Below are 24440 nucleotides of genomic sequence, written 5' to 3'. Positions count from 1 at the left end.
TTAATTATGCTACTTGCTTTCATTTTTAGCAGCAAGTACCTTTTTATAGACCTCAAGAACGCCTTGATCATTGTTGCTTTGGCTGGTTGTATAGTTGGCGTAAGATTTGACCTGGTCAGTTGCGTTCTTCATGGCAAAGGAATGAGGGGTTAAGGAGAGCATTTCGGTATCGTTCCCACTATCACCAATAACGACTAATTCACGGGGAGAATAATTAAGTTTTTCCAGTAATTTTTCTAAGCCGTGACCCTTTGATTGGCCTTCCATAGTGATATCAATCCACTTTGCGCCACTAGGCATCACGGTATAAGGGCCGGAAATTTGCTCTTGATACTCTTTGAGGTAGTCTTTATTGTCATAATCAGGGAAGTAGGCAGTTACTTTATTCACTTCAGCTTCTACTTGACTTAAATCCTCAACAAATTCGATCTTTACATAGTCGCTAAAATCATCGTAGTAAGGTTTTGCTTGGTAATCAAAATAAGCCTTATCATTAGCAATTAGAGCGGGAATGCCTTTAGAAGCCTTTTTAATTAAACGAACTAAGTTCCTATAACCAGCCTTGGAAATGGTTGAATTATAAACAGTCTCTTCCTGGTAGCTAACGAAGGTCCCACCAGAGCAGACTAAGGCCATTTCTTTTATCCGGTCTTTAAAGACTGCTTCTAAAGCATAATAAGGTTTCCCTGAAGCAATCCCAAAAATAATCCCTTGGTCCTGCAAGTCGTCCATATAGGAGCCAAGTTGCTTAGGCAATTTACCTTGGTCATTTAAGAGGGTGCCGTCCATGTCACTAGCAACTAATTTGATTTCTTCAAAGCTTTCAGTCATAATTTTTCCTTTCTTTTGCTTTCACTTAGATTCTTATTTACCTTAACTCTAGCACACAATGCCCTTAAAAAATATTCTTAGTCACTTTAAGTTAACTTCGCTAAACACATCAATAGGAATAAGCAGGGCTTTTAGCTATAATATCCCTTAGAGATTAAAGAAGAAAGAGGTTTTTAAATGGCCGATCGTACACCAGGACTAACTTATCAAGCCGTTTACAAAGGAATGAAATTATTATTAAAAGCTGAATCAGATATTGTAGTAGATATTGTTGGACACGGCGGAATCGGTAAGACGCAACTGGTACAAAATTTAGCCCGAGACTTGGGCTATGGGTTTTATGAAATGACCTGTTCCTTACTGCAACCGGGGGACTTAACCATGCCCATCCCCAAAGAGAACCGCATTGAATATTATCTCAACCCCCAAATTCAAGGGGCAGTGGATGAAGCCAAAGCAAACCCTGACCATAAGGTGATCTTATTTTTAGATGAATTTAACCGTCCCATCGCCATGGTTCAAAGCGAACTCATGAACTTGGTATTACAACGTCATCTAATGGGAATTCAGCTCCCTGATAATGTCATTATTATTACCGCAGAGAATCCTTCTAGCGATACAGAGGGGTTTGAAGGAAACGCTTATGCAACGAGTGCACGTGATTTAGCTATTAATGACCGGACCATGCGCATTCGGATGGGAGCTAATTTAGACCATTGGGTAGAGAGCTTTGCTGACCAGGAAAATGAGTCGGGGCAGGCTAACATTCATCCGCTAGTCAAGGACTATCTCCAAGCAGAAGGGCGTCAATATTTCATTGTTATTGATGAGACCCGTGATAAAAACCCAACTCCTCGTGCCTATGAACGTTTATCCCACTTGCTCTATGATTATGAAGCCATGGGGATTGATCCAACACAAATTGAAGATGATGACTTACTCGCCTTCTTAATTGAAGGGATCGACGGCTGTATTGGTGAAGAGGCCGGACAGGTCTTCTTGTCTTATCTAGAAAATCACCAAGGGGACTACATTAGTCCTAAAGAAATTATTGATTTAGATAGTCCGGATTTACCTGAATCAATTAAAGAACGTTTTTTAAAGATGCCTGCGATTAGGAAGAAAAGAATTATTCAAGATTTAACTCAATCGCTCTTGGACCATAAGAAGCACATCAAGGATCCGGATTTGCTTAGTCGCTATGTTGATTTATTTTTACTCGCTGACCCCGACTTAATCTATTCCTTAGTCACTCGCCTAATGCAAGCTGAAGCAGGGAGTGCTTTAGAAGAATTAAGAGCAGGACTAAGTGAAGACGAACGCTTTATCGATAAAGCTTATGCCATCACTATGGCTAGTGGATCAGATTTAGAAGATAATGACTAATATTTCCGGAACTAGAAAAAGAATAAAAGAGGTGAGAGCGATGAATCGAATGCAGAGCGAACCGACTCAGGAAGAAAAGGAAGATAAAATCCAGCAGTCAGATCTTCTTTATGATGATATCAATCAGCTCTTTCGTGAACTCAATTATGCCTTCATCATCTATATGAATTTCGGATGGTCGGAGGACTATGATAAATTTACTCAGTTAATGGATGAATTTATTGGTCTTTTATGTGCTAAACTCATGGCAAATCGTTCTTACCAAGGAGCTGGAGACGTTCTTTTTGCTGGAGTTTTATACCAGATGGACCGCAGGATGTCTGAAGACCTGGCAAAGCCTCTGAATGTCAGTGTTGAGGGAACTAGCTTAACCCTGTCAGTCAATCCGGTCTTGTTTTTCATGTACTATCAGGGCCCAAAGCAAATGTTAGCTGGCATCCGTCAAATTTGTTACCATATTATTTTTAATCATTTGACTGACTATGATTGGGCCTTCCTCAATGAAGAAGATGGCAAAATGATGAGCGTGGCCATGGATACTGAGGTCAATCAATACATCGATAACCTCCCAGACCACGCAGCTAGCCTTGAGGGCATGAGGAATTTGCTGTCTAAAAACTCCCTTAACGAGAAACAGGGTTCTTTATATTACTATCAAGAGTTGAAAGCTGCTCACGATGACCCCAAACACCATAGCCATGATCGGGTATGGTCAACCTTTGAGAAGATGAAGGGCAGTGGAGATATGAATGATACCTATAGTCAACTCAGCAAAAATTTTGATCCTGAAAAAGCTCGGGAATTGCGAATAGAATCGGCAGAACAATTAAATGATGAAATGAAGAAAAATCATTCCATGCAGCCTGTTATTCCCCAGAGTAAGAATAATGACTTACACCGAAAAATTATCAACGGTATTGTACGTAGGGCTTATGAAAATATGGATGAAGAAATGCGTAAACACCTCAGTGGTAATATTAAAGAAAAAGTTCAAGTTCTCTTTAAGCAACGTTCTCTGAATTGGAAGGACATTATCATGCGCGGTTTAGGTCAAGCACCAATTCCCTATCGCTATTCCAAAAACCGGGTCAATCGCCGCCAACCCTATCGGATCGACCTACCGGGAAGAACTTTAGACACTGCCGCTCAATTAGTGGCCTTCATTGATACCAGTGCTTCGCAAAATGCCGAGGCTTTAGCATACAGCTTAGCAGAGCTTGCTAATATTAATAAAACTTTAGGGACTGATATTTGGGTGGTCCAAGTAGATACCCAGGTGGTCGGTGTTAATAAACTGGATCAAAGTAATGTTGACCAGTTTCAATTTGAGGGTCGGGGAGGAACCAGTTTTGCACCCGCCTTTGAATGGTTACACGACAATGGTTTTAATGATAGAAATTCAGTGTCTGTCTATTTTACTGATGGATACGGCGATGATGGCTTTGAGCGTTACGGTTATCAAAACATGTACTGGGTGCTGACAACAGCTGACCCTAAGGAGCCTTCGCCACTATCTACCGATAGCGGAGGAAAATTATTATACTTACGCCAAGATGAAAAATATAATCACCGGATAATTAAACAAAAGCATTAACGCTAGGCATAAAGGAGAGAGGGAAATTTGACATTAGGGTCAAGTAAAAAAAAGCAAGTCATCTTAAAAAGTCAATTCGGTCACTATCTGGAACTTGTAAAAACTATTAATTATGATGAGCTAGCGCAGGCAGGGATTAATATTGCATTCAATTTTAAAGGGATTAATGATGAAATTGCTTTCTACATGGTCATTCATGGCTATTTAGCTGCATTTGATAGTGACCGACAAAAGGAAACCTTGATACGTCAAGCCAATAATTATCGCCTAAATAATGATGTTACTGTAGAAGATCTGGACCAATTCCTCGAAGTGGTGTGGGATGACTACCAAGTTCGTATGGAAGCAAGTGATAGTGAAAATAAGTCAGATAACAATATCATTGCCCGGCACGGTAACAGCCAAAAACTTTGGAATCACTTTATGGCAGAAAATATCCCTGAACTGGAAAATAAACGCCAGCGCTATCTTTCCAGTCAAGAGTGGTAATGAAGCATATTATTTGTTCTTTATCAAATAAAAATGATATGATGAGAGTAGTTAAAGAGGAAAGGAGTTTTGCATATGTCAGATGAAAAAGTTGTTGTTAACATGCTTAATCAAAAAGGTGAAGATTCAGGTACCGCTACCTTTGAAGAAGGCGACGGTAAGGTAAAAGTTACTGTAGATTTTCACGGTTTACCAGAAGGTGAATTTGCAATGCACATTCACGAATATGGTGCTGCATCTCCAGAAGAAGAATTTGCTGATGCAAAAAGTCACTTCAACCCAACAGGTGTTGACCATGGTAAAAAATCAGAAAATGGTCCTCACTTAGGTGACTTACCAAACATTGAAGTTCCTGCTAGTGGTGACTTTAAAGGAGTCTACGAAATTGAAGGCCTTTCTCTAAAAGAGGATGCTAAATATTCCCTTCATAATGAAGGTAACGGGACAGCCCTAATTGTACACACTGGTGCAGATGACTATATTTCCCAACCTACAGGGGATGCTGGTGGTCGTCAATTAGGTGGCGTAATCTTCCCAGCTAAATAAGCGATTAAGTAGGTTATAGACACTGTGAGCTCATGGTTAGACCATGGGCTCTTTTTATTTTTAGCTAGATTTTATTCATTTTAAACTATTTTTTATGTAAGAATATCTAACCAATTTTTCCTTTTTATGGTATTATTAAAAAAATAAACGATTTTGAATAAGAATTTGTAACATAATAAAGGAGGCATTCTTATGCTGTTTACGGATGAGGAAAAATTACAAATTTTACGCGACGTATTAGCAATTGAAAGTGAAAATGATCAAGAGGCAGAAGTCGCTGAATATTTTAGCCGCTTACTGGCTAAGTATGGTATTGAGAGCGAAATTATTGAATACCAAGCTGGACGTTCTTCACTTATTGCCAATATCTATGGTAGTGAAGGTGGAGAAGGAAAGGTCTTGGTCTATTCAGGGCATTTTGATGTCGTATCTGCAGGCGACCATAGTGACTGGACCTATCCGCCTTTTGCTGGAGAGATTCATGATGGAAAAATCTATGGCAGGGGGACTTCAGATATGAAGTCTGGTTTGGTTGACTTGGTTTTGGCTGCCATTGAATTAAAGGAAGCCGGCGCCAATTTTAAAGGTTGCCTACGCTTAGCCCTAACGGTTGGTGAAGAAATTGGCATGTATGGGTCGAAACAATTAGTCGAAGCAGGTTATTTAGATGATGCAGATGGCTTTTTAATTGCAGAACCATCAGGAAGTGAGTCAGTGGTATATGCCCATAAAGGATCTATCCAATATGAAATTATTGCCCATGGGAAAACTGTTCACTCTTCCATGCCAGAAGTGGGGATTGATGCCTTGCAGTTAATGGTTGATTATATCAACTTAAGTAATCAACGTTTTGATGAAAACTTTAATACAGAATCTGCTTATAATGCTGACCTAGGGAAGACCCTAAATGTCAATACAGTGATCGAGGGCGGAACCCAGATCAATAGTGTGGCTGGTTTAGTAAAAATGAAAGCCAATACCCGAACAGTTCCTGAAGCGGGCAATGATTTAGTGTTATCGATAATTAATGACTGTATCGAAGAGCTAAATGCTAAGAGTGAGGGGTATTTAGAATTGAATCTTCTTCAAGACAATCCACCAGCAACCTCAACAGAAGATAATGATTTAATTAAAGCCATCCAATCCAGTGTCAGTCATGAATTAGAGCTGACCGTTACCGGTGGAGCAACAGATGCTTCTAATTTCGGTCAAATTGGTGAAGACTATGATTTAGCGGTTTATGGGCCAGGAGAACCCTCAGTCGCTCACCAAGAAAATGAATATGTTTCCTTAGATAAATTTTTAGCTTTCGTCGATATCTATAAAGAAACAGCCCTAAACTACCTTAAATAAAATACCTATCCTAGCGAAATGAAAGAGGACTGCCTATGAATGAAGAAGTTCACTACTTAGAAATTGCTAACAGCTCGATCGTTTTCATCCTGTGTGCCATAGTCATTTTAATTGTTAGCGTTCAAGCGATCTTGTTTATCAAGAAAGCCTATAATCGAGGTCTGGAATTGGGAATGACCAAGAAAACTTTAAAAAGAGCGATGACCAATAGTGCCATGCTATCTGTAGTTCCTTCCCTGCCTATTATCGTGATGATGCTAGCCTTATCTGTGCCTTTAGGAAAATACTTTCCTTGGCTTCGTCTATCGATTGTTGGTTCAGCTGGCTATGAGGGAATGGCGGCTAATATTGCTGCCCAAAGTCAAGGACTTACCGACATTTCAGACCCTAACCTAACAGCAGAAGTCTTCATTATTATTATGTTTGTGATGACTATTGGGATCATATGGGGGATACTATTTAACATCCTCTTTATGGGTAAGCTAGACCAAGTCTCCCAAAAAGCTAAGGAAGAAAGCCATAATACGAATATAGTCGCTTTAGTATCAGGCGCTTTATTTACGGCAATGTTGATTACTTTATCGACACCTTATGTATTTAATACGGAAAATATCTCATCCCTTGTGGCTTTTTTGGCCGCCGGACTGACTACTTTAATCATCGATTTCTTAGCAAAGCGCTTTGGCTGGACTAGCCTAAAAGATTATTCCCTACCCGTTGCTTTAATAGTAGGGATGGGAGCCGTCATCCTACAAGCACAAATAGTTTAAGGAGTTTAGCCTATGAATGATAAAAAAACACGCACTTCAAAAGAATTTTCTCAAGAAATCAATCGACTTGGTAAGCTCACCAGTATAATTGCCTTAATTGCCATGTTTATGGTACCGATAGGAACGGCTTATTGGTATGGAGTAGGTTTATCCTTTACTAAGGCTTTAGCAGCCGGGAGTAGTTTAATCGCTATTTTTCTACCCATGGCTGTGGTAGAGAACTTGTCCTTTTATCCCATTTTTGGTTCTGGAGCCATGTATTTGAGTTCTATTACCGGAAACATTACTAACATGAAAATGCCAGTTACAGTAGCCGGGCAAAAAATTGCTGGGGTCAGTCCAGGGAGCGAAAAAGGGGATGTGATTGCCATCATTTGTGTGGGGATCTCTTCACTGGTGACTATTGTGGTTTTAGCTGCTGGGGTATTTTTAATTGGCTCCTGGCTAGTGCCTATCTTAAACCATCCTGTCCTTAAACCGGGTTTTGACCATATTACGCCAGCCCTTTTTGGCGCCATAACAGTCCCTCAGTTACTGAATAATAAGAAGATAGCTATTGCCCCTTTAATTTTTACGGCCGCTTTATTCTTATTTTTAGGTCCTGCAGCCTATAGTCAATACCAATCTTATATCTTAATTTCTGCGATGGTAATTTCATTTGCGGTTGCTTACTTTTTAGATAAGAATAAGCAATCATAAGCTGATATGTCTTTATAAGCTTCTTGGCTTGCGACCATCCATAGCCAATAGATATCAAAAATATATCTGATAAGATAGGGTTTAATGATCATTAACCGAATTTTAATCAATGATTTGTTGACTTATCAAGCTTTTAACCAATCAATAGTGATCGATCTTTCGGTCCATCTTTCCAGAATGATGATAAAGTGATTTGCCTTTAGGGCAAAGACTTGCTATGCTATAAAACAAATAAATAAATTAACTGTGATGAGAAGAGTAGCTTATTCAAAGCGTTTACAGAAAATTAGTAGGGATGAGAGCTAATAACGATTGAATCAGTGAAGATGAACTCGGAGGTTTTAGAAGGTGCTGGCTTTCTAAACGGTAGCAACCGTTACTTTGCAACAATTGATAAAGATTGTATAAGTGACTCCACTAGAAATAGAGGAGTAATCAGGGTGGTACCACGGTTATCCCGTCCCTAGGAAAGATTATTGTTCCAGGGATGGGATTTTTTTATGACATCAATTAAAAATAAAAGGAGTGCTAATTATGTCAGAATTTACTCAGTTAAAACAATCACCATTTCGTTATGACCATGTGGGATCTTTTCTGCGTCCCCAAGAGCTCATTGAGGCAAGAGCGAAATTTGAAAATGGAGAAATTGAATATTCAGAACTTAAAACTTTAGAAGACCAAGCGATTATTGACCTGATCAAAAAGGAAGAAGCCGTTGGTTTAAAGACCATCACGGATGGTGAATTCCGCCGTAAAAGTTGGCATTTTGACTTCTTCTGGGGACTCAATGGCGTTGATCGTGTTGAAGTAGAAGCGGGAACTCAATTCTCCGGAGAACAAGTCTTTGCGGTAACCAGTCGAATTGTTAATAAAATAACTGGTGATAATCATCCCTTTGTGGATCATTTCAAATTTACCCAATCACATGCTTCTGATCATGTTGACGTTAAGCAAACTATTCCAGCACCAGCTCAATTCTTGCAAGAAGTTTTACGTGACTTTAATAAGGAATATACCCAGGCCATCTATAGCCAATTAGACGACTTATTAGCTGATATTACCCAAGCCTATAGCCAAGTCATTGAAGACCTCTACCAAGCAGGCTGTCGGACCGTTCAATTTGATGATTGTACTTGGGGACGTTTAGCTGGGGGTAAAGATTACGATGGTAGTGAATATAGCCAAGAAAAAATCGAAGAATTAAAAACCCTATATGTCCGCGTCAATAATGCAGTTATCGCAAATAAACCTTCCGATTTAAGAATAAATACCCATATCTGCAGGGGAAATTTCCGCTCAACTTGGTTTGCTTCAGGAGGTTATGACAGCGTACAAAGCCCCTTATTTGACCAAGAAAATGTCCATGCCTACTTCCTAGAGTATGACTCTGAGCGGGCAGGAACTTTTGAACCTCTAAAGACTGTATCTGATGACAAGCATGTCGTCTTAGGCTTAGTCACAACAAAGTCAGCTGAATTAGAAAGCAAAGACGACCTAATCAACCGGATTAAAGAAGCCAGTCAATATGTACCTTTAGATCATTTAAGTATTAGCCCTCAATGTGGCTTTTCTTCCAATGAAATTGGCAATAAAATCAGTGAAGAAGACCAATGGAAGAAAATAAAATTATTAATCGAAGTTGCTAAAGAAGTATGGGGCGAAGACGCCTAAGTTACCGCTCACCAAAATTTACTAAGCCTTAGTAATTACAACGATGCCTAAGAAGCTGAAGTTGATTGAAAAGTTGAAAGGGGTAATTGATTTACCACAGAAGAACTTTTTAGTCAATTTCAGCTTTTTGGATTATATAGGGATTTATCTGATAGAATTGTATTCTTTTTATTTTATTGATATATTAAAACTATGAAAAATATTCACAGGAATAATAATTCAAAAAGAAGGAGATTCTATGATTGAATTTGATCAGGTTGAGAAAATTTATCCTGGTAATGTCCAGGCCTTAAAGAAATCGTCCCTAACGATTAATGATGGTGAGTTTGTTTGTTTTATTGGGCGATCGGGTAGTGGGAAAACTACCGCACTCCGTATGATAAACCGGATGCATGACCCCAGTTCTGGGGCCATATTAATTAATGGACAAAAGACTACCGACCTTAACCCCGTTGATTTGAGGCGTAAAATTGGTTATGTCATCCAACAAATTGGACTCATGCCCCACATGACGATTTACGATAACATTGTTACCGTACCACGCTTACTCAAAGTAGATGAAGAAGAATGCAAAAGAATCGCCCATCGCTTATTAAAACGGGTGGAATTACCGGAAGATTTCCTTGACCGCTATCCTTCTGAACTATCAGGAGGACAGCAACAACGGGTGGGGGTTATCCGTGCTTTAGCTGCGAATCCAGAAATTGTTTTAATGGATGAACCCTTTGGAGCTTTGGATCCCATTACCAGGGATTCCTTACAAGAACTCGTCAAGGATTTACAAAGAGAATATGGGTCAACCTTTGTTTTTGTGACTCATGATATGGATGAGGCATTGGCTCTGGCTGACCGAATTGCTATTTGGCGGGATGGCGATTTGGTTCAATATGATACTCCAGATAATATTATTCAAAATCCAGCAGATGACTATGTCCGCGATTTCTTGGGAGAAGACCGTCTCATGCAGGCTCGGGCCAATATCATCACGGTTAAAGAAATTATGAACACAAATCCCTTAACGATTAGTTTGGGCAAATCGATTAGCGATGCTATTCGGGTTATGCGCAATAACCATGTCGATTCGCTATTTGTAATTGATGATTATCGCCATCTAATGGGAAGGATTAGCCTGGAAACCATTACTCATGAACAGTCCCGTGATGCCTCTGTCAGTGCGGTAATGGACCAAAGGACTTATCCAGTCCAAGAGGATGACTTGGTCCAAGATACCATGCAACGGATCCTAAAAGGAGCTTTGCCTAATATTCCAGTCGTCAATAGTGACCGGCAATTAACTGGTATTGTCACCCGCAGTGCTTTAGTTAACTTTGTTTACGATAGTGTCTGGGGCGATGATAGTGAAGAAGATTCTTCAGAAGAAGCAGTCACCAATCAAGAAGAGGGGACTGAATAAGTATGATTGAATTTTTACAACAAGAAGGCGATGAAATTTTAAGACTTTTAGGCCAGCACATTAGTATTTCCCTCATTTCCTTAGGATTGGGAATCATCGTAGCCATTCCATTAGGGATCTTTCTATCTCAACATCAAAAATATGCCGGTGGTTTTATTAGTTTAGTAAGTATCTTACAAACTATTCCCACTATGGCGCTTTTGGCCTTAATGATCCCTTTCTTTGGTGTGGGGAGGACGCCATCGATTATTGCCTTATTTCTCTATTCCTTATTACCGATTCTTAGAAATACTTATTTAGGAATGACTTCGGTAAGTGCTGATCTCTTAGATGCAGGTAAAGGCATGGGTTTGACCCCTTGGCAATTAATTTGGAAAGTGCAACTTCCCTTAGCTACACCCGTGATTATGGCTGGGGTGCGTTTATCAGCGGTCTATGTGATTGCCTGGACCACGCTCGCTGCCTATATCGGTGGTGGGGGCTTAGGAGAAATGATCTTTAATGGTCTAAACCTCTTTAGAGCTGATCTAATCTTTGGCGGGACTATCCCAGTAACCATACTCGCTTTAGTGGTTGACTTTATCATGGGGAAAGTTGAACAATGGTCCTCACCTCAAATGTCATCAAAAGAGGAGGCGGCTTAAGCATGAAACGTATTATTAAAAGTATTATTGCTCTGATCAGTGTCGTCTTATTGTCTAGTTGTTCCTTACCCGGTTTATCTAATGCTGCTGATTCGGATACCATAACCATTGCCAGTTTAGGAAGTACAGAAGCTGAAATTATGGGCTTCATCGTTGAAGGCATGGTAGAACATTATATACCTATTGATGCTAATCGTATTACTAACCTAGGTTCCTCATCAATGAACCACGCTGCCCTCCAAACCGGAGATGCAAACGTGGCCTCAGTTCGTTATACAGGGACCAGCTTGACTGGTGAATTAGGCCAAGAACCGATCACAGATCCCCAACTCGCGCTTGAGAAAGTCGTTAAAGGCTTTGAAGAGGAATTTAACCAAACCTGGTATCCTACTTATGGCTTTGCCAATACCTATGCCTTTATGGTAAGACGAGAAGATGCGGAGGAACTAGGACTTGAAAAGGTCAGCGATTTAGAAGAATATGCCGATACCTTTAAGGTGGGAGTCGATAACTCCTGGCTAGAACGCGAAGGGGACGGCTATGATGGCTTTGTCCAAACTTACGGTTTTGATTTTGATAATCTTTACCCAATGGCTATCGGTTTAGTTTACACAGCTATAGCTAATGAAGAAATTGATGTTGCCTTAGGCTATTCAACCGATGGAAGAATTATCTCTGAAGATCTCAAGGTCTTAGAAGATGACAGACACCTATTCCCTCCTTATGACGCTAGTCCTGTCGCTACAAATGAGATCCGTGCTAGGTATCCTGATCTTGATAAGGTCATGGCCAAACTTGCAGGAGCGATCAGTAACGAAGAAATGCAACGGCTAAACTTTACCGCTGATAATTACTTATTAGAACCAAGTACAGTCGCTAAGGAATGGTTACTACGTCATAATTATTTTGAAGACAAAGAACCTTACTTAGAACCAGTCAGAAAAAAGGAGGTTGAATAAGACATGGCCGATATTACGGATTTAAGTGTATGGCAACAATTACTTTATTATTATTCAGAAAATAGTTCTTATGTCATTAGTCAATTCTTTCAACAGATGCTAATGGCCTTATACGGCACCATTTTTGCCTGTTTATTGGCTATCCCACTAGGCTTTTATATTGCTAGACGGGAAAAACTGGCCAATATCGTGATAAGTATCGCTAATATTATTCAAACCGTTCCAGCCCTGGCCTTACTATCTGTATTGATGCTTTACTTAGGGCTAGGTTCAAATCTGGTGGTTTTAACCGTTTTCCTTTATTCCTTATTGCCGATTTTGCGGAATACCTATACTGGGGTTAGAAATATCGATGCCGGCATCATTGATGTTGGTAAGGGCATGGGAATGACGAAGATGCAAGTGATTTTAAAAGTTGAATTTCCCTTAGCCTTCCCGGTCATTTTAGGGGGTATTCGCAATGCCTTCATTACCGCCATTGGGATTGCTACCATTGGTACCTTTGTTGGAGCAGGGGGATTAGGTTCTATTTTAACCCGGGGGGTTAATGCTTCGGAAGGGACCAGTATTATCTTAGCTGGAGTAATACCAATTGCCTTAATGTCTATCGTGGCTGATTATCTGATGGAATTGCTGGAAAGACGGCTCAGTCCTAATGCAAGTAAGAATAAATAAGTGAAAGGAGAATTGCATGACGGCTACAAATTATACTGTCCGTTATAATGTCTTTTCTGATATTCCTGTCTTAGAGGTATTTATGGAAGGGCAGGGAAATGAATTAAAGGACTTTATTATTGGCTACCATGGCTGGACTAATGTCAAAGAATCGATTCTAACCCAAGCCATCGCTTTTGCTAAGGCAGGCTTTCATGTGGTTATTCCTGATGCCTATCTCCATGGACAACGGCGCCCCAACAATTACCAATACCAAATGGCAAATGACCTAGCAGCCGTTTTAAAGCATAATGTAGAAGAATTTCCACTTTTAGTTCAGGCCATAACAGAGGCTTATAGTGTAGACCACCTGGCTATTTTTGGAACTTCAATGGGAGGTCTGACGACTGGCTTAATCATTGCTAAGTATGGCCAAAAATTAGATGGGGCAGTCCAATACATTGCTTCCCTTGATGCGGTTAAACAATTAGAGCAATTATATAACCGATACCAAGCCAGTCAAAGTGTCAATGAAGACTTATCCTTTATCCGTAGCTGGAACCTAGCCGATCATCTTAATCAGCTAGAGGGCCTTCCTTTCTTTGTTTACAACGGGGGCAAGGATAACTGGATAAATACAGATATCAATCGCCAGCTTATCCCAAAAATACAGGCGAATAATGAAAAAGTTAATATCGCTTATCAGATTTATGAAGAAGAAGACCACTGGGTTCCTTTTGATATCATTGAGAAATCGGTCGACTTTATCCAAAAAAATATATAGTAAAATCGAATAGAATACGAAAAGGACTTCATTTCAACTGGGTGAAGTCCTTTTTTGTGTTTGTAAGGCTTAACTAGTCATTAACTTAAGTCCTATAAAAAAGCCCTGATTATTGTCAGGGCTTTTGTTTGTATATTGCATTTATTCCGCTCATGGCTTTAAAAGCCATCATTATGTTTTAAGTATTCCTCTTCCTCAGGAGTATTTTCACGACCTAAATATTCATTGCGATAGGGATAACGGCCATATTCTTTAATGATATCATAATGCATTTTTTCGTATTTTAAGCGATGGCTCAGACCGGGCTCAGAAGCAAAAAGTTCGAGAGCTTGTTCATGAATTTTAAGCGATTCCGAATGCATAAAGGGCATATAGAAGAAACCACGTTCTTCAACTGTTAGACCACTTAAATCGGCATGCCTTATTCCTTCTTGAGCTAAAGCAAGGGCCATATTGTCGTAAGCGTAGGCTTGACCACTATTCCGGTAAATATTACGGGAGAACTGGTCTAAGACAATAATTTCAGCCAGCCTACCTTCAACGCCTTGACGCCAATCTGCATGTTCACCAGCAGCAACTTGTCCATGTAACTTAGAAAAATTATCTATAATTAACTGATCAACTTGGTTGCCACCGTTAAACCATTGTTTGGAATCAAGTTCTTTAAACCAAAAATCGAGTACATCATTATAATCCATTTTTTTCACCTCTCAGATAACTAAGCTTTTATTAAACTTATCATAGTAAGCTTTTTTTAGCGAATAAAACGAAAAATATTGGTAAGTTGGCGAAAAAATGTAATCCTAGGTATAATTAAATTAGTATTTCATGTCTGTAAGTACTTAATATTATTAGAAGGTATGAAAAGATTTTTTTTTGCTCTAAGTTTGATATTATGGGGAATGTTAATATCACGAGTGCCAAATAATCGTTTTATGGTCTTATATTTAATCCTTTCAATAATCATTTGTTTAAGCTATGCATATCATTATAAGAATAAGAAATAGGGGAGTATTATGCAAGAAATTGCCTTAGTTGCCTTATCCAATGGACTAAGCCATAATCAAAAGGATTCACTAGTCGACCTAATCAGGTTATTAGAAAATCTTTCTATTAAGGTGCACTACCAAGCGGATGCCTTATTTAGTGACTCTAAAATTGGAGCAGTTAATGCCAAACGACGCGCTGAAATTGTCAACCAATATTTTAAAAATCCCGCAATTGATTATATCTTTGACTTATCTGGCGGGGATATTGCTAATGAAACTATTTGCTATTTAGATTATAAAGCAATTAAAAATTCGTCATGCAAATTATTCGGTTATTCCGATTTAACTACTGTCATTAATGCCATCTATAGTCAAACAGGTAAAAGTTCTGTACTTTTTCAGGTACGTCATTTAGTTGACAAAAGTAGTAATATGCAATTTGAGGCTTTTACCAGTTTATTAAAGGATACTGAGGCAAAAAAGCTAGTCAACAAATATATCCAGGAAAATTCTGAATTTATTCAGGGGAGTTCCTTAAGGGGTTTAGTATTAGGTGGTAACATACGCTGTTTCTTAAAATTAGCAGGTACCTCTTATTGGCCTAATTTAAAGGAGAAAATTTTATTTTTAGAAAGTTTTTCTGGCTTGGAAGGTCGTATAAGAACTTATTTAGCTCAATTACAACAATTAGCTGTTTTTGAAGAAATAAGCGGTTTAATATTAGGATCTTTTACCGAATTCGATAGTAAAATAGGTAGAGATTATCTAATAGATATTGTTAAGGAGTATACTAACCCTGAACTCCCGTTAGTATCAACGGAAGCCATAGGACACCAAAAAGATTCATTACCACTAATTATCGGTCAAGAGCTATCCTTAAATGCCCAATTGGATTAATTACTGGTTAAATCTTCTGTATTTTGTAATGGCATAAAAATAAAATTAGCGGGTACTCTAGCACAGTAGATACATTCTATTGTGCTTTTTTACTTTAATATATGACTATAAATAATTATAAAAGGACAAGGTGTACCTTAAAAAACGGGCTAAGTTAATCATTTTTCTAGTTATATAGTATACTTTTCTTGATATTTAATTTGATTAAAAAGTTATATTTTTATTGACAAGTCGATTTTACGGCGCCAAAATAAATCAATAAAATTAAAGGAGAGCTTAATGGAATCTATTTACAGAATATTAAGAAAAGATATTTTTATCTATGCCTTTCTCACATGTTTATTATCTGTAGCTATGGTCAGTGAAGCCTATTTGATGCAATTTATTATTGATGCTATAAACTTAGGTGAAAGTAGATTTATTATCGTATCTCTTTTGACCATTGCCTTTATATTAGTTCAAACGCTGATCTATTATTTCCAGCAATTATTAACTGCCGTATTAAGTAAAAAGTCAGCCTATGTTTTTCGCAAACAGATTTTTGCAAATATTCAAAGATTACCGCTTGATTTACTAACAGGGGAAAAGAATGATAAACTTTTAGCTTCCTTAACCACACAAATTAATCAAGTCGAAGCCAATTATTTTTACTCGATTTATTGGGGTGGCTATCTCATTTGCCAGCTACTTGTAGCGGTTATTGTTTCTTTATACTTTAATCCTATCCTGTCTATCTTATCAATTGTCCTAAGCCTTCCTAATTTATTTGTAGCATTTTTATTTAAAAATAAGTTAGAGAAGAAACAGGAGGAGCTTATCGAGGAAACCAATTCATCAGTAGCTACTATCCAAGATTTGATTGGAGGATCAACTGACTGGCGCGTAGCAAATAAGGAATTGAGTATTTTAAAATTATTCGAAAAAAGAACCTTAAATCTCTTAAATAAACAAGTTCAAGTTGAAAAATCACAATACACGGTTGTCAGCTTGAATCAATTGTTTTCAAATCTTCTCTATTTTGGGACTTGGATCATAGGTGGTCTATTTATTATCCATGGTCAACTCACACTAGGGGGAATGATTGCATTCTCTCAATTATTAGCAAGAATTGCCTTTCCTATATATACTTCTTCTGATTTACTGACAAAATATATTAGTGGTAAAAAGACTTTAGATGCACTTTCCCAAGAATTTATAGAGGTCGATCAAGCAAGTCATACAGTGAAGGACTTTAATATCATTTCCCTTCATCAATTTTCCTTAAAAAATAGAAAGGACAGTAAGGCACTTAATGTTTCCTTTGAGAAAAATAAAAAGTATTTACTAATAGGAAAGAGTGGTATTGGCAAGACAACAATTCTAAAGGCTATTTTAAGAGAGCAAAGTGACTATAAGGGCAGCGTTAAAATAGATGGCCTTGATGTTAAGACTATTAAGGAAAGTAATCTTTTTGAACATATTGGCTATGTTCCGCAACAACCTCACGTGTTTAGTGCTAGTTTGAAGGATAATCTGACCTTATTTTCTAATGATTATTCTAATGATGAATTATTTGAAGTATTACACTTTGTTGAGTTAAGCCAATGGGCCAACGAAGACAGTTTAGATATGATGATTTCTAGTGGAGAAGTCAGTCTATCCGGCGGAGAGGCTAAAAGAGTCTGTCTTGCTCGAGCTTTACTAATGAAGAAAGATATTCTATTATTAGACGAATTTTCTGCTGGTATTGACTACGAAAGCTTAATGAAGATAGAAAATAAACTAATCAATTTAGATAAAACCCTTATTTATGTCAGCCATGTTGATATTGATCGGGCAGGTAAACAATTCGATGAAGTAATTGATTTAAATCACTATTTTGCTAGTTAAGAAATACTTGAATATCTCTTTATAAGATTTTGTATACTTAACTATATTGTGCTTTTATTGATAGAATAAAACAGGCTAGGGTGGAAGAATCTATATTAAAAATATAGTGTAAACAAGGTGGTGACTAGCATAATGAAATATCTTAGTGGGCAGTTTGCTTTAAATATTCCCTGCAAACTAGAGACATATGGTGACTGGCATATTTTAGCCTTAGATTGGTCTAATCCGGACTTTAAAGAGTCAAGAAATAGCGTCTTTGGACATTACGGCATTGAAAATAATAAAAAATTACCTTATCATACAGGTACTTATTTTGTAGCAAATCATTTAAGAGCTATATTAGATTTGTTAGATGATGGCTACGTAAAATATTTAGTAGGTATGAAGAACGACTTTATTGGTACCGACCAATATAATGAAGAATTTTTTGATCAAGTTTATTTACTGAAGAACAATAAGCATTGGCAAGCAATTTATACATTATTGCTTAGAGAATTTGGTCTAGAGTGGTATGCCTATGTTTATGTAAAGGAAAGTTTAAATAATTAAAAATTTGATTTGTACGATAAAAAGCCTAGATGCATCTTTTAGAAATCTAGGCTTTTTATAATGGCAATTAGCTTAATTGAGAGCGATTCTGCTGCAAATTCAGTATAAAAGCTGAAGAATTATACGTTTCGTTACAGGCTATAAGCTAAATAAGGAAGGATTTGATGAAATTCTGTAGATATAAAATTATCTATTAAAAGAAAAATTAATAGATTGTCTTATATAGAAAATATGGTGCTATCGCTTTGAAAGATACTTATCTACAAGTAGAGATAGACATAAATTATTGTTGGCCAAGACCATTAATCATATGCGAGCGAACTCCAAGAAGCAATACTAAGGTGCGAACGGAATTAACTACATAAGATTGCTCATAAGGAAATTCACTAAATTTTATTATTTTCTTCATAAGATTGAATATATTTAGCTTATTTTATTTTTTATCTTTTCTAGTTAACATAATATATATTATCGAGAGTAATTAACTAATAAATTTTTCCCTTCTTCTTTAATTCAAGCGCAATAAATAGCGTTTATTAGCTTGCTTTGCAATTCTAGCTAATAAACGCTACTTCTAATATATTATTGATTACGATCAATTAAATCTTGGTACAATTCGCTTACCGTCTTTTTATAGATGGGATGCATTTTATTAGGAGCGATTTCTTTTAAAGGCCCTAAGACAAAGTCACGATTGACCATGTCGATATGTGGAATCGTCAATTCTTGGCTATCCAAGACTTTATCTCCATAAAAGATAATATCAATATCTATTAGACGTGGTCCCCATCGATAAGTCTCTGTCCGCCCCATTTCTTTTTCAATCTTCTTTATAGCTTTTAATAAATCCAAAGGAGCTAAATCCGTTATGATTTCGATAACCCCATTGAGAAAATCATCCTGATCAGTTACCCCGTAAGCAGCATTAGATAAATTGGCTGATCTTTTAGTGACTTTTGTGCCTTCCAAGGCATCAACGGCTTGCACAGCTTGATCTAGATTCTTGCTGAGCTCTCCTATATTAGAACCAATAGCTAAATATACTGTTGTTTTCATTTAAATAACTCCATCACCCGAATCGCGCGTAAATTTTCTTTAACATCGTGAACCCGCACCATTTCTATTCCTTTCATGGCTGCAAAACAGGAAACAGCAATTGTCCCTTCCAAACGCTGACTGGGTTCTAATCCCCCCAGACGTTGACCGATGAACGTCTTTCTGGATACGGCCAGAAGAATAGGAAGCTGATATTTTTTCATAAAGTCGATATTCTTAATTAAACTGACATTGTGGTCATAATTTTTTCCAAAACCAATACCAGGGTCTAGAATAATCTTATCTCTTTGAATGCCGTGATCAAGGGCTAATTGAATTTGCTGGTCGAAAAATTCTTCTACTTCAGTAATTAAGTCATCGTAATGCGGATCATTTTGCATGTCTTTAGGTTTGCCTTTTATATGCATAATAATTATAGGCACTTGATATTTAGCAACTACATCAGCCATTCTCTCATCAAAAGTGAGTCCAGAGATATCATTAATAATATCCGCACCGGCTAATATAGCTGCTTCCGCTGTTGTAGCCCGATAAGTGTCAATAGACAATAAGATGTTAGGATATTTTTCTCTAATCATACTTACTGCTCTTTGGATATTTTGAATTTCAGTATGCTCATCAATTGGATCTATACCGGGACGTGTTGATTCTGCTCCAATATCTAAAATAAAGGCACCTTCTTGAATAAACTGATCTACCCTCTGCATTAAATTTTCTTCTGAAACACGAGATTCTTTGTAAAATGAATTTTTAGTAATATTAATAATTCCCATAATTTCAGTTTGATGAAAAGCAATTTTTCTACCATCTCTTAAAACAAAACTATGCATAATTTCCCTCACTTAACTAGCATATTCACCATTGACTCAGCATTTCTTTTTGAATCACTACTGACTTCTAGGTATTATAAAATAATAGCATATAAAGCATATCGTTTGGAATACTTTTATAGTGTGATCGAAAAGCTAGAATTTCACCACCGAGTTTTGCCCCATGCCAGGGACACCAAAGAAAAAGAAAAAGAACAGGACCTTCTAATCCTGTTCTTTAATTGGGGGCTATTTAAAGCTTGTTAAATCTTACAAGTAGAAGATTTGTGCCACAATGACAGTAACGATTAAGGATAATAAGAAGCCACCGTTACTTACAATAAATGCTTCTTTAAAACCATGTTTGAAGTCTAAACCACTAATATTGTTAAAGGTTAAGACAACTCCTGATTGAGGAACAACTGTAATTACTCCACCACCAATAACAACGATACGGTGGATAATTTCAGCTGGAATCCCCATTGATAAGTAAGTTGGTGCTAATTGGGTAATAACTGTCCCGATGGCACCTGAAGCAGCCATGACCCCTGAAAGAATAGCGGTTGCAACCGCTAAACTAACTAATGGTGGTCCAGGAATATTAAGGATGGCTTGTTTAATTGCGTCAAAGGTTGGCGCACTGGTTAATACCGCTCCAAAGGCCACAGCACTTGCTGCCCCAAAGGAAGAGCCTACTGAGCCTGTAGCACCAGCATTTAAGACTTCTGTTTGCTTAGGTAAATAAGATTTAAATAAGAACGCAGATAACACAATGCTAATGGTTAAGGCAATTAAGATGATATTATCAACGTTTGAAAAAATCATAATAGTTGCAATTAAAATAACCAAAGGAATAATACTGGTCACAAAGGATGGTAAGTCATTATCAGAATGTTCAACGACATCCTCTTCGATCTGACTTGTATCTCCTTCAAGATATGAATAGAAACCTTCGCCTTTTGCTTGACTCTTGTCGAGTTCGTATTTCATATACCATAGACCAAAGCCCAGCATGACAACAGTAGAAATAATCCCAAGCACTGGAGCAGCCGTTAAGCTCGTGCCAAGTGTCGTTGTAGGGATAGCATTTTGTACGGACGGAGTTCCCGGAATCATGGACATGGTAAAGGTCCCGGCTCCTAAATATAATGGAATAGATAATAATTTCCAGTTAATATCTAATTTCTTAAAAATCGGTCTGGCAAGAGGAATTAAAGTAAAGAAAACCACAAAAATACTAATACCACCAAAGGTTAGTAAGGCCCCGATAAAGGTTAAGGCTACCAGCACTTTATAGGCACTTTCAGTTCCAACTTTGTCTAAAATAAAGTTAGCAATAGAAACGGTTGCTCCACTCTTATCCATGTATTGGCCTAAAATAGCACCCAGGATGAAAATCCCGAAGTTCTTAATTAAAAAGCCGGCCAATCCTGCCATATAAGAATTTTCTGGACCAATTAATGATCCAAAGATATCCATTTGGTTACATAAGATAATAATTAAAGCAGATAGTGGCGCTGCCACTACCATGCTTAAACCTTTAAATGAAAGGTAAATGACGCTAATTATGGCTACAATTAGCCCAATAATACCAATAACTTCCATAAGTTAATACACCTTTCCTCGTTCTAAAGACTATCGATTGCTTGCAGCGTTTTCGCCAGCAATTCTTCCGTAAGTAAAGATGTCAATTAAGGCGTTTCCGCCAAGACGGTTCCCTGCGTGAATACCACCTGCAACTTCACCAGCTGCAAATAAGCCATCAATAACTTCACCATCTTCATTGATTACTTGGGCATTCACATTGATTTTCAAACCACCCATGGTATGATGAGTTGCAGGACTTCTTGGAGTCGCGTAGAATGGAGGAACCTCTACCTTATAGTTGAATGAACCCTTATTAAATTCAGGGTCGTGTCCATCCTCAACATATTGGTTATATTTCTCAATGGTATCAACCAGAACTTCAGGATCAATATTGATTTGTTCAGCAAGTTCTTCTAAGGTATCTGCTCTAAAGCAAGCATCATTTTTAATATCATTTTCGAGTTGTTCATCAGTAGAATTGAAACGGGTTGCCGCAATATTCTTATCAGAAATATTGTAAATCAATCCACCTTGGTCAAAGATTGCTTGGCAAAGTTGGTCACGGTTTCCATATTCATTAACAAAACGTTTACCTTCTAAGTTAACAAAGACGAAATCGGAAGGTGGACAGTCAATCCCACTAAAGATATTACCTGTAATAGGGTCGGCACTAGGCATTAATTGAGCAAAGCCCATATCTACTAGAGCTGCATTAACTGATAACCCCATTGCAATACCATCACCGGTTAAAGCTGGTGAATTGGTTGTTGGAATAGTTTCAGGAAGATTACCCCAGTAATTATCATATTTTTTGACCATTTCATAGTTAGCTGAGTAGCCACCAGTAGCCATAACTACCCCACTCTTAGCGTGAACGGTTAAGTCATTGCCGTTACTGAATTGAGCTTTCACACCAACAATTTTACCGTCTTCTACCAGTAATTCTTTGGCTTGGCAGTCAGTAATAATTTCCCCACCTTGTTGGGTAAAGTATTTTTGCAAGGGGTCAATAAAGCCATAACCACCAGTAGGAATTGGTTCACGGGCACGGCGCCAGGAAGCTCCCACAGGTTCAGTAACATGCTCTTCATCAAATTCAACGCCCTTGGTTTTCATCCATTCAATAGTTTGACGACCTTTGTGGGTTAAATTAGATACTAAGTCGTAATTACCATAGGTAACATGACCATCTAAGTCTTTCCGGGTTCCTCCTAATAAGGTTTGGATACAGAAGAGGTTTTCTGAATCAAAGAGGTAATTTTCTCCGTTTTCCATATCAGCAAAGTATTTTTCTAGCTCGTCTTTTAACTCACGGAATTGTGGGCGATAGGCTTCTGGGATGTCCGCTTCGTCCATTTGATAAATTCCCTTTAAGTTATTGACTTCCCCTGGGAAAGCATCAAAGCCTTTTTGCCATTCAGGGTCAGCAGAGTTAATTTGTCCCCCAGTCCGAGTAGTATTTCCGCCGAGTGAAGGGAATTTTTCAAGAAGAATGACTTTAGCTCCCTTATCAACGGCACCGATTGCTGCTGATAAACCGGCTCCACCTGAACCTAATACAACCACATCAGCAGTTTTTTCATCAGGACTTTCAGCTTGGTCAGCTTGGTATTTAGGGCGATTACGGAATTCTTCAGGGTCCCCACCGGCTGCTTCAATAGCGTCGGCAACACCTGCCAAAATCCCCTTACTGGTTACTGTCGCTCCACTGACGGTATCGACATTGAGGGTTTGGCCTTCAATAATTGCTTTAGGAATTCTTTCAAAGACTGGTGAAGTGATTCCCTTACTTTCACCACTAGTATCAATCTCAATACTCTTAATGCGATCGTCAGTCAGAGTGACTTCCATAGGTAAAGACCCATTGTGTCCTGCTGCTCTAACAGAATAACTACCTGGTTCAAAAAGACCTTTTGTCATCTTTATACCTCCTAAAAATAAATAGATAACCTGTGTTCGTGATAAGGATAACATATTAAGAATAGCTGTTACTATACTTTAGGAGTTAATATAAACATGTTCAATTTCAAACTAAACAAAATAGAAAATAACCCATTAGTGATTAAAGTAATAGCTATCAAGGATTCTTGTAAAAATGTTATAATGTAATTTATTAATAAATATAATGAGGTAATTAAATGAAATTAGACCGTATTATCAGTAAATATCATTTAACTGACACTGAAGTTGATATTTTAAAGCATATAATCCAATCTGATGCTAAGCTTACGATCCGCGAGCTAGCAGAAAAAGCCTATGTTTCCCCGGCAACCATTATCCATTTGGCCAAAAAAATGAACTTCTCTGGTTATAGTGAATTATTATTTCAATTTAACCAAGAACGTGAAAAAGAAATGCACGTCAGCCAACAATCAATCATCGATTGCTATGGTGATGCTTTTTATCAAATGATTGAAAAGTATCAAGATAAGCTATTTATTTTTATGGGTCTAGGCTTTTCCTTACACTTAGCCAATTATATGTCTGACCTCTTAAATACTTTTGGCTTTCGCTCCATAAGTAATACTTACGAGGAATTCATCAATAAAACCTTTGCTGAGGAAGCCGTTATTATTTTCATTAGTCATTCTGGGGAGACCGAATATCTCCTACGTTTAGCTCAGCTTGCTCATAAGAACGGTGTAGAATATATGGTATTTACCGGTAATCCAAGTGGTCAGCTACAAAAAAATGCGCAACTAACAATTGACACCAAATCCTATTCTATTTTTCGGTATAAGGAATATAAAGCCCAAGTCTTTTTTGGCCTAACACTCATTTATTTTGAGGAATTAATCGCTGATTCCTTGAAAAGATTAGATAGATAACAAGCAATCAATACTAAAAAGCCCAGTGGATTGGTTACCGATTCACTGGGCTGTTCTTTATG

At 37.8% G+C, this 24440-nt stretch carries 23 protein-coding genes and 1 other annotated feature; of the genes, 17 read left to right on the top strand and 6 right to left on the bottom strand.

Annotated elements, in window-relative coordinates; genetic code table 11:
• Nucleotides 1–9: 9 nt before the first annotated feature.
• On the bottom strand, nucleotides 10–831 hold the full coding sequence (locus tag DBT49_RS05265; protein WP_070560147.1) for an HAD family hydrolase: 822 nt from the start codon (nucleotides 829–831) through the stop codon (nucleotides 10–12).
• A gap of 177 nt (nucleotides 832–1008) precedes the next feature.
• Here DBT49_RS05265 and DBT49_RS05260 point away from each other — a divergent pair, with 177 nt between their 5' ends.
• The 13 genes from DBT49_RS05260 to DBT49_RS05200 all read left to right on the top strand — a co-directional run bounded on the left by DBT49_RS05260 (nucleotide 1009) and on the right by DBT49_RS05200 (nucleotide 13794).
• Nucleotides 1009–2217 (top strand): ATP-binding protein, encoded by a 1209-nt coding sequence (locus DBT49_RS05260; RefSeq protein ID WP_070560149.1) that lies wholly within the window; start codon nucleotides 1009–1011, stop codon nucleotides 2215–2217.
• A 40-nt stretch (nucleotides 2218–2257) separates the two neighbouring features.
• Complete coding sequence (locus tag DBT49_RS05255) at nucleotides 2258–3811, top strand: vWA domain-containing protein (protein ID WP_070560151.1); 1554 nt, start codon at nucleotides 2258–2260, stop codon at nucleotides 3809–3811.
• Nucleotides 3812–3838: 27 nt separating this feature from the next.
• Complete coding sequence (locus tag DBT49_RS05250) at nucleotides 3839–4300, top strand: hypothetical protein (RefSeq protein ID WP_070560153.1); 462 nt, start codon at nucleotides 3839–3841, stop codon at nucleotides 4298–4300.
• A 75-nt stretch (nucleotides 4301–4375) separates the two neighbouring features.
• Nucleotides 4376–4846 carry a superoxide dismutase family protein gene (locus DBT49_RS05245; RefSeq protein ID WP_013669735.1) on the top strand — a complete coding sequence of 157 codons (471 nt, stop codon included), beginning with the start codon at nucleotides 4376–4378 and terminating at the stop codon, nucleotides 4844–4846.
• A gap of 192 nt (nucleotides 4847–5038) precedes the next feature.
• A complete protein-coding gene (locus DBT49_RS05240; RefSeq protein WP_070560155.1) occupies nucleotides 5039–6199 on the top strand; it encodes an ArgE/DapE family deacylase in 1161 nt (386 codons plus the stop codon).
• Nucleotides 6200–6234: 35 nt separating this feature from the next.
• Nucleotides 6235–6969, top strand: a complete 735-nt coding sequence (locus DBT49_RS05235; RefSeq protein ID WP_070560156.1) for a DUF5058 family protein — start codon at nucleotides 6235–6237, stop codon at nucleotides 6967–6969.
• Nucleotides 6970–6981: 12 nt separating this feature from the next.
• Nucleotides 6982–7668 carry a hypothetical protein gene (locus tag DBT49_RS05230; RefSeq protein ID WP_070560158.1) on the top strand — a complete coding sequence of 229 codons (687 nt, stop codon included), beginning with the start codon at nucleotides 6982–6984 and terminating at the stop codon, nucleotides 7666–7668.
• 237 nt (nucleotides 7669–7905) lie between these two features.
• Nucleotides 7906–8136 (top strand) — a binding site (T-box leader).
• A gap of 66 nt (nucleotides 8137–8202) precedes the next feature.
• Nucleotides 8203–9339 carry a 5-methyltetrahydropteroyltriglutamate--homocysteine S-methyltransferase gene (locus tag DBT49_RS05225; protein ID WP_070560160.1) on the top strand — a complete coding sequence of 379 codons (1137 nt, stop codon included), beginning with the start codon at nucleotides 8203–8205 and terminating at the stop codon, nucleotides 9337–9339.
• Nucleotides 9340–9577: 238 nt separating this feature from the next.
• The gene (locus tag DBT49_RS05220; protein WP_070560162.1) at nucleotides 9578–10753 is read left to right on the top strand and encodes an ABC transporter ATP-binding protein; all 1176 of its coding nucleotides are present in this window, start codon (nucleotides 9578–9580) and stop codon (nucleotides 10751–10753) included.
• Nucleotides 10754–10755: 2 nt separating this feature from the next.
• Entirely contained in the window at nucleotides 10756–11397 is a 642-nt protein-coding gene (locus DBT49_RS05215; RefSeq protein WP_070560165.1) for an ABC transporter permease, read from the top strand.
• 2 nt (nucleotides 11398–11399) lie between these two features.
• The gene (locus DBT49_RS05210) at nucleotides 11400–12356 is read left to right on the top strand and encodes an osmoprotectant ABC transporter substrate-binding protein (RefSeq protein WP_070560166.1); all 957 of its coding nucleotides are present in this window, start codon (nucleotides 11400–11402) and stop codon (nucleotides 12354–12356) included.
• 3 nt (nucleotides 12357–12359) lie between these two features.
• Entirely contained in the window at nucleotides 12360–13031 is a 672-nt protein-coding gene (locus DBT49_RS05205) for an ABC transporter permease (RefSeq protein WP_070560168.1), read from the top strand.
• A gap of 16 nt (nucleotides 13032–13047) precedes the next feature.
• Nucleotides 13048–13794 carry an alpha/beta hydrolase family protein gene (locus DBT49_RS05200; RefSeq protein ID WP_070560170.1) on the top strand — a complete coding sequence of 249 codons (747 nt, stop codon included), beginning with the start codon at nucleotides 13048–13050 and terminating at the stop codon, nucleotides 13792–13794.
• 158 nt (nucleotides 13795–13952) lie between these two features.
• On the opposite strand, the gene DBT49_RS05195 is transcribed toward DBT49_RS05200, so the two are convergent.
• Nucleotides 13953–14492: a DUF924 family protein gene (locus DBT49_RS05195; RefSeq protein WP_070560172.1), complete on the bottom strand. Its 540-nt coding sequence runs from the start codon at nucleotides 14490–14492 to the stop codon at nucleotides 13953–13955.
• Nucleotides 14493–14810: 318 nt separating this feature from the next.
• Here DBT49_RS05195 and DBT49_RS05190 point away from each other — a divergent pair, with 318 nt between their 5' ends.
• The 3 genes from DBT49_RS05190 (at nucleotide 14811) to DBT49_RS05180 (ending at nucleotide 18098) form a co-directional block, all read left to right on the top strand.
• Nucleotides 14811–15680, top strand: a complete 870-nt coding sequence (locus tag DBT49_RS05190) for an LD-carboxypeptidase (protein ID WP_070560174.1) — start codon at nucleotides 14811–14813, stop codon at nucleotides 15678–15680.
• Between the two features lie 279 nt (nucleotides 15681–15959).
• The gene (locus DBT49_RS05185; RefSeq protein WP_070560176.1) at nucleotides 15960–17549 is read left to right on the top strand and encodes an ATP-binding cassette domain-containing protein; all 1590 of its coding nucleotides are present in this window, start codon (nucleotides 15960–15962) and stop codon (nucleotides 17547–17549) included.
• 132 nt (nucleotides 17550–17681) lie between these two features.
• Nucleotides 17682–18098 (top strand): hypothetical protein, encoded by a 417-nt coding sequence (locus tag DBT49_RS05180; RefSeq protein ID WP_070560177.1) that lies wholly within the window; start codon nucleotides 17682–17684, stop codon nucleotides 18096–18098.
• A gap of 582 nt (nucleotides 18099–18680) precedes the next feature.
• Here DBT49_RS05180 and folK read toward each other — a convergent pair.
• The 4 genes from folK to DBT49_RS05160 all read right to left on the bottom strand — a co-directional run bounded on the left by folK (nucleotide 18681) and on the right by DBT49_RS05160 (nucleotide 23470).
• Nucleotides 18681–19154, bottom strand: coding sequence for a 2-amino-4-hydroxy-6-hydroxymethyldihydropteridine diphosphokinase (gene folK / locus DBT49_RS05175; RefSeq protein ID WP_070560179.1), 474 nt, complete (start codon nucleotides 19152–19154; stop codon nucleotides 18681–18683).
• Nucleotides 19151–19984, bottom strand: coding sequence for a dihydropteroate synthase (folP, locus tag DBT49_RS05170; RefSeq protein WP_070560181.1), 834 nt, complete (start codon nucleotides 19982–19984; stop codon nucleotides 19151–19153). The genes folK and folP overlap by 4 nt, the downstream gene beginning before the upstream one ends.
• Before the next feature lie 249 nt (nucleotides 19985–20233).
• On the bottom strand, nucleotides 20234–21568 hold the full coding sequence (locus tag DBT49_RS05165; protein ID WP_060778250.1) for a GntP family permease: 1335 nt from the start codon (nucleotides 21566–21568) through the stop codon (nucleotides 20234–20236).
• A gap of 30 nt (nucleotides 21569–21598) precedes the next feature.
• Nucleotides 21599–23470 carry a flavocytochrome c gene (locus DBT49_RS05160; RefSeq protein ID WP_070560183.1) on the bottom strand — a complete coding sequence of 624 codons (1872 nt, stop codon included), beginning with the start codon at nucleotides 23468–23470 and terminating at the stop codon, nucleotides 21599–21601.
• 218 nt (nucleotides 23471–23688) lie between these two features.
• On the opposite strand from DBT49_RS05160, the gene DBT49_RS05155 reads away from it, so the two are divergent.
• The gene (locus DBT49_RS05155) at nucleotides 23689–24378 is read left to right on the top strand and encodes a MurR/RpiR family transcriptional regulator (protein ID WP_070560185.1); all 690 of its coding nucleotides are present in this window, start codon (nucleotides 23689–23691) and stop codon (nucleotides 24376–24378) included.
• The last annotated feature ends 62 nt before the right edge of the window (nucleotides 24379–24440 follow it).

Source organism: Aerococcus mictus, assembly GCF_003286595.3.
Taxonomy (GTDB): domain Bacteria; phylum Bacillota; class Bacilli; order Lactobacillales; family Aerococcaceae; genus Aerococcus; species Aerococcus mictus.
The sequence above is the reverse complement of the archived record's forward strand: the minus strand, read 5'-3'. Positions and strand labels throughout refer to the sequence as shown.

Bases quoted from the DNA above. Each gene is read 5' to 3' on its own strand.
- DBT49_RS05265 (WP_070560147.1), bottom strand. From the start codon at position 831: ATGACTGAAAGCTTTGAAGAAATCAAATTAGTTGCTAGTGACATGGAC.
- DBT49_RS05260 (WP_070560149.1), top strand. From the start codon at position 1,009: ATGGCCGATCGTACACCAGGACTAACTTATCAAGCCGTTTACAAAGGA.
- DBT49_RS05255 (WP_070560151.1), top strand. From the start codon at position 2,258: ATGAATCGAATGCAGAGCGAACCGACTCAGGAAGAAAAGGAAGATAAA.
- DBT49_RS05245 (WP_013669735.1), top strand. From the start codon at position 4,376: ATGTCAGATGAAAAAGTTGTTGTTAACATGCTTAATCAAAAAGGTGAA.
- DBT49_RS05240 (WP_070560155.1), top strand. From the start codon at position 5,039: ATGCTGTTTACGGATGAGGAAAAATTACAAATTTTACGCGACGTATTA.
- DBT49_RS05235 (WP_070560156.1), top strand. From the start codon at position 6,235: ATGAATGAAGAAGTTCACTACTTAGAAATTGCTAACAGCTCGATCGTT.
- DBT49_RS05230 (WP_070560158.1), top strand. From the start codon at position 6,982: ATGAATGATAAAAAAACACGCACTTCAAAAGAATTTTCTCAAGAAATC.
- DBT49_RS05225 (WP_070560160.1), top strand. From the start codon at position 8,203: ATGTCAGAATTTACTCAGTTAAAACAATCACCATTTCGTTATGACCAT.
- DBT49_RS05220 (WP_070560162.1), top strand. From the start codon at position 9,578: ATGATTGAATTTGATCAGGTTGAGAAAATTTATCCTGGTAATGTCCAG.
- DBT49_RS05215 (WP_070560165.1), top strand. From the start codon at position 10,756: ATGATTGAATTTTTACAACAAGAAGGCGATGAAATTTTAAGACTTTTA.
- DBT49_RS05210 (WP_070560166.1), top strand. From the start codon at position 11,400: ATGAAACGTATTATTAAAAGTATTATTGCTCTGATCAGTGTCGTCTTA.
- DBT49_RS05205 (WP_070560168.1), top strand. From the start codon at position 12,360: ATGGCCGATATTACGGATTTAAGTGTATGGCAACAATTACTTTATTAT.
- DBT49_RS05200 (WP_070560170.1), top strand. From the start codon at position 13,048: ATGACGGCTACAAATTATACTGTCCGTTATAATGTCTTTTCTGATATT.
- DBT49_RS05195 (WP_070560172.1), bottom strand. From the start codon at position 14,492: ATGGATTATAATGATGTACTCGATTTTTGGTTTAAAGAACTTGATTCC.
- DBT49_RS05190 (WP_070560174.1), top strand. From the start codon at position 14,811: ATGCAAGAAATTGCCTTAGTTGCCTTATCCAATGGACTAAGCCATAAT.
- DBT49_RS05185 (WP_070560176.1), top strand. From the start codon at position 15,960: ATGGAATCTATTTACAGAATATTAAGAAAAGATATTTTTATCTATGCC.
- DBT49_RS05180 (WP_070560177.1), top strand. From the start codon at position 17,682: ATGAAATATCTTAGTGGGCAGTTTGCTTTAAATATTCCCTGCAAACTA.
- folK (WP_070560179.1), bottom strand. From the start codon at position 19,154: ATGAAAACAACAGTATATTTAGCTATTGGTTCTAATATAGGAGAGCTC.
- folP (WP_070560181.1), bottom strand. From the start codon at position 19,984: ATGCATAGTTTTGTTTTAAGAGATGGTAGAAAAATTGCTTTTCATCAA.
- DBT49_RS05165 (WP_060778250.1), bottom strand. From the start codon at position 21,568: ATGGAAGTTATTGGTATTATTGGGCTAATTGTAGCCATAATTAGCGTC.
- DBT49_RS05160 (WP_070560183.1), bottom strand. From the start codon at position 23,470: ATGACAAAAGGTCTTTTTGAACCAGGTAGTTATTCTGTTAGAGCAGCA.
- DBT49_RS05155 (WP_070560185.1), top strand. From the start codon at position 23,689: ATGAAATTAGACCGTATTATCAGTAAATATCATTTAACTGACACTGAA.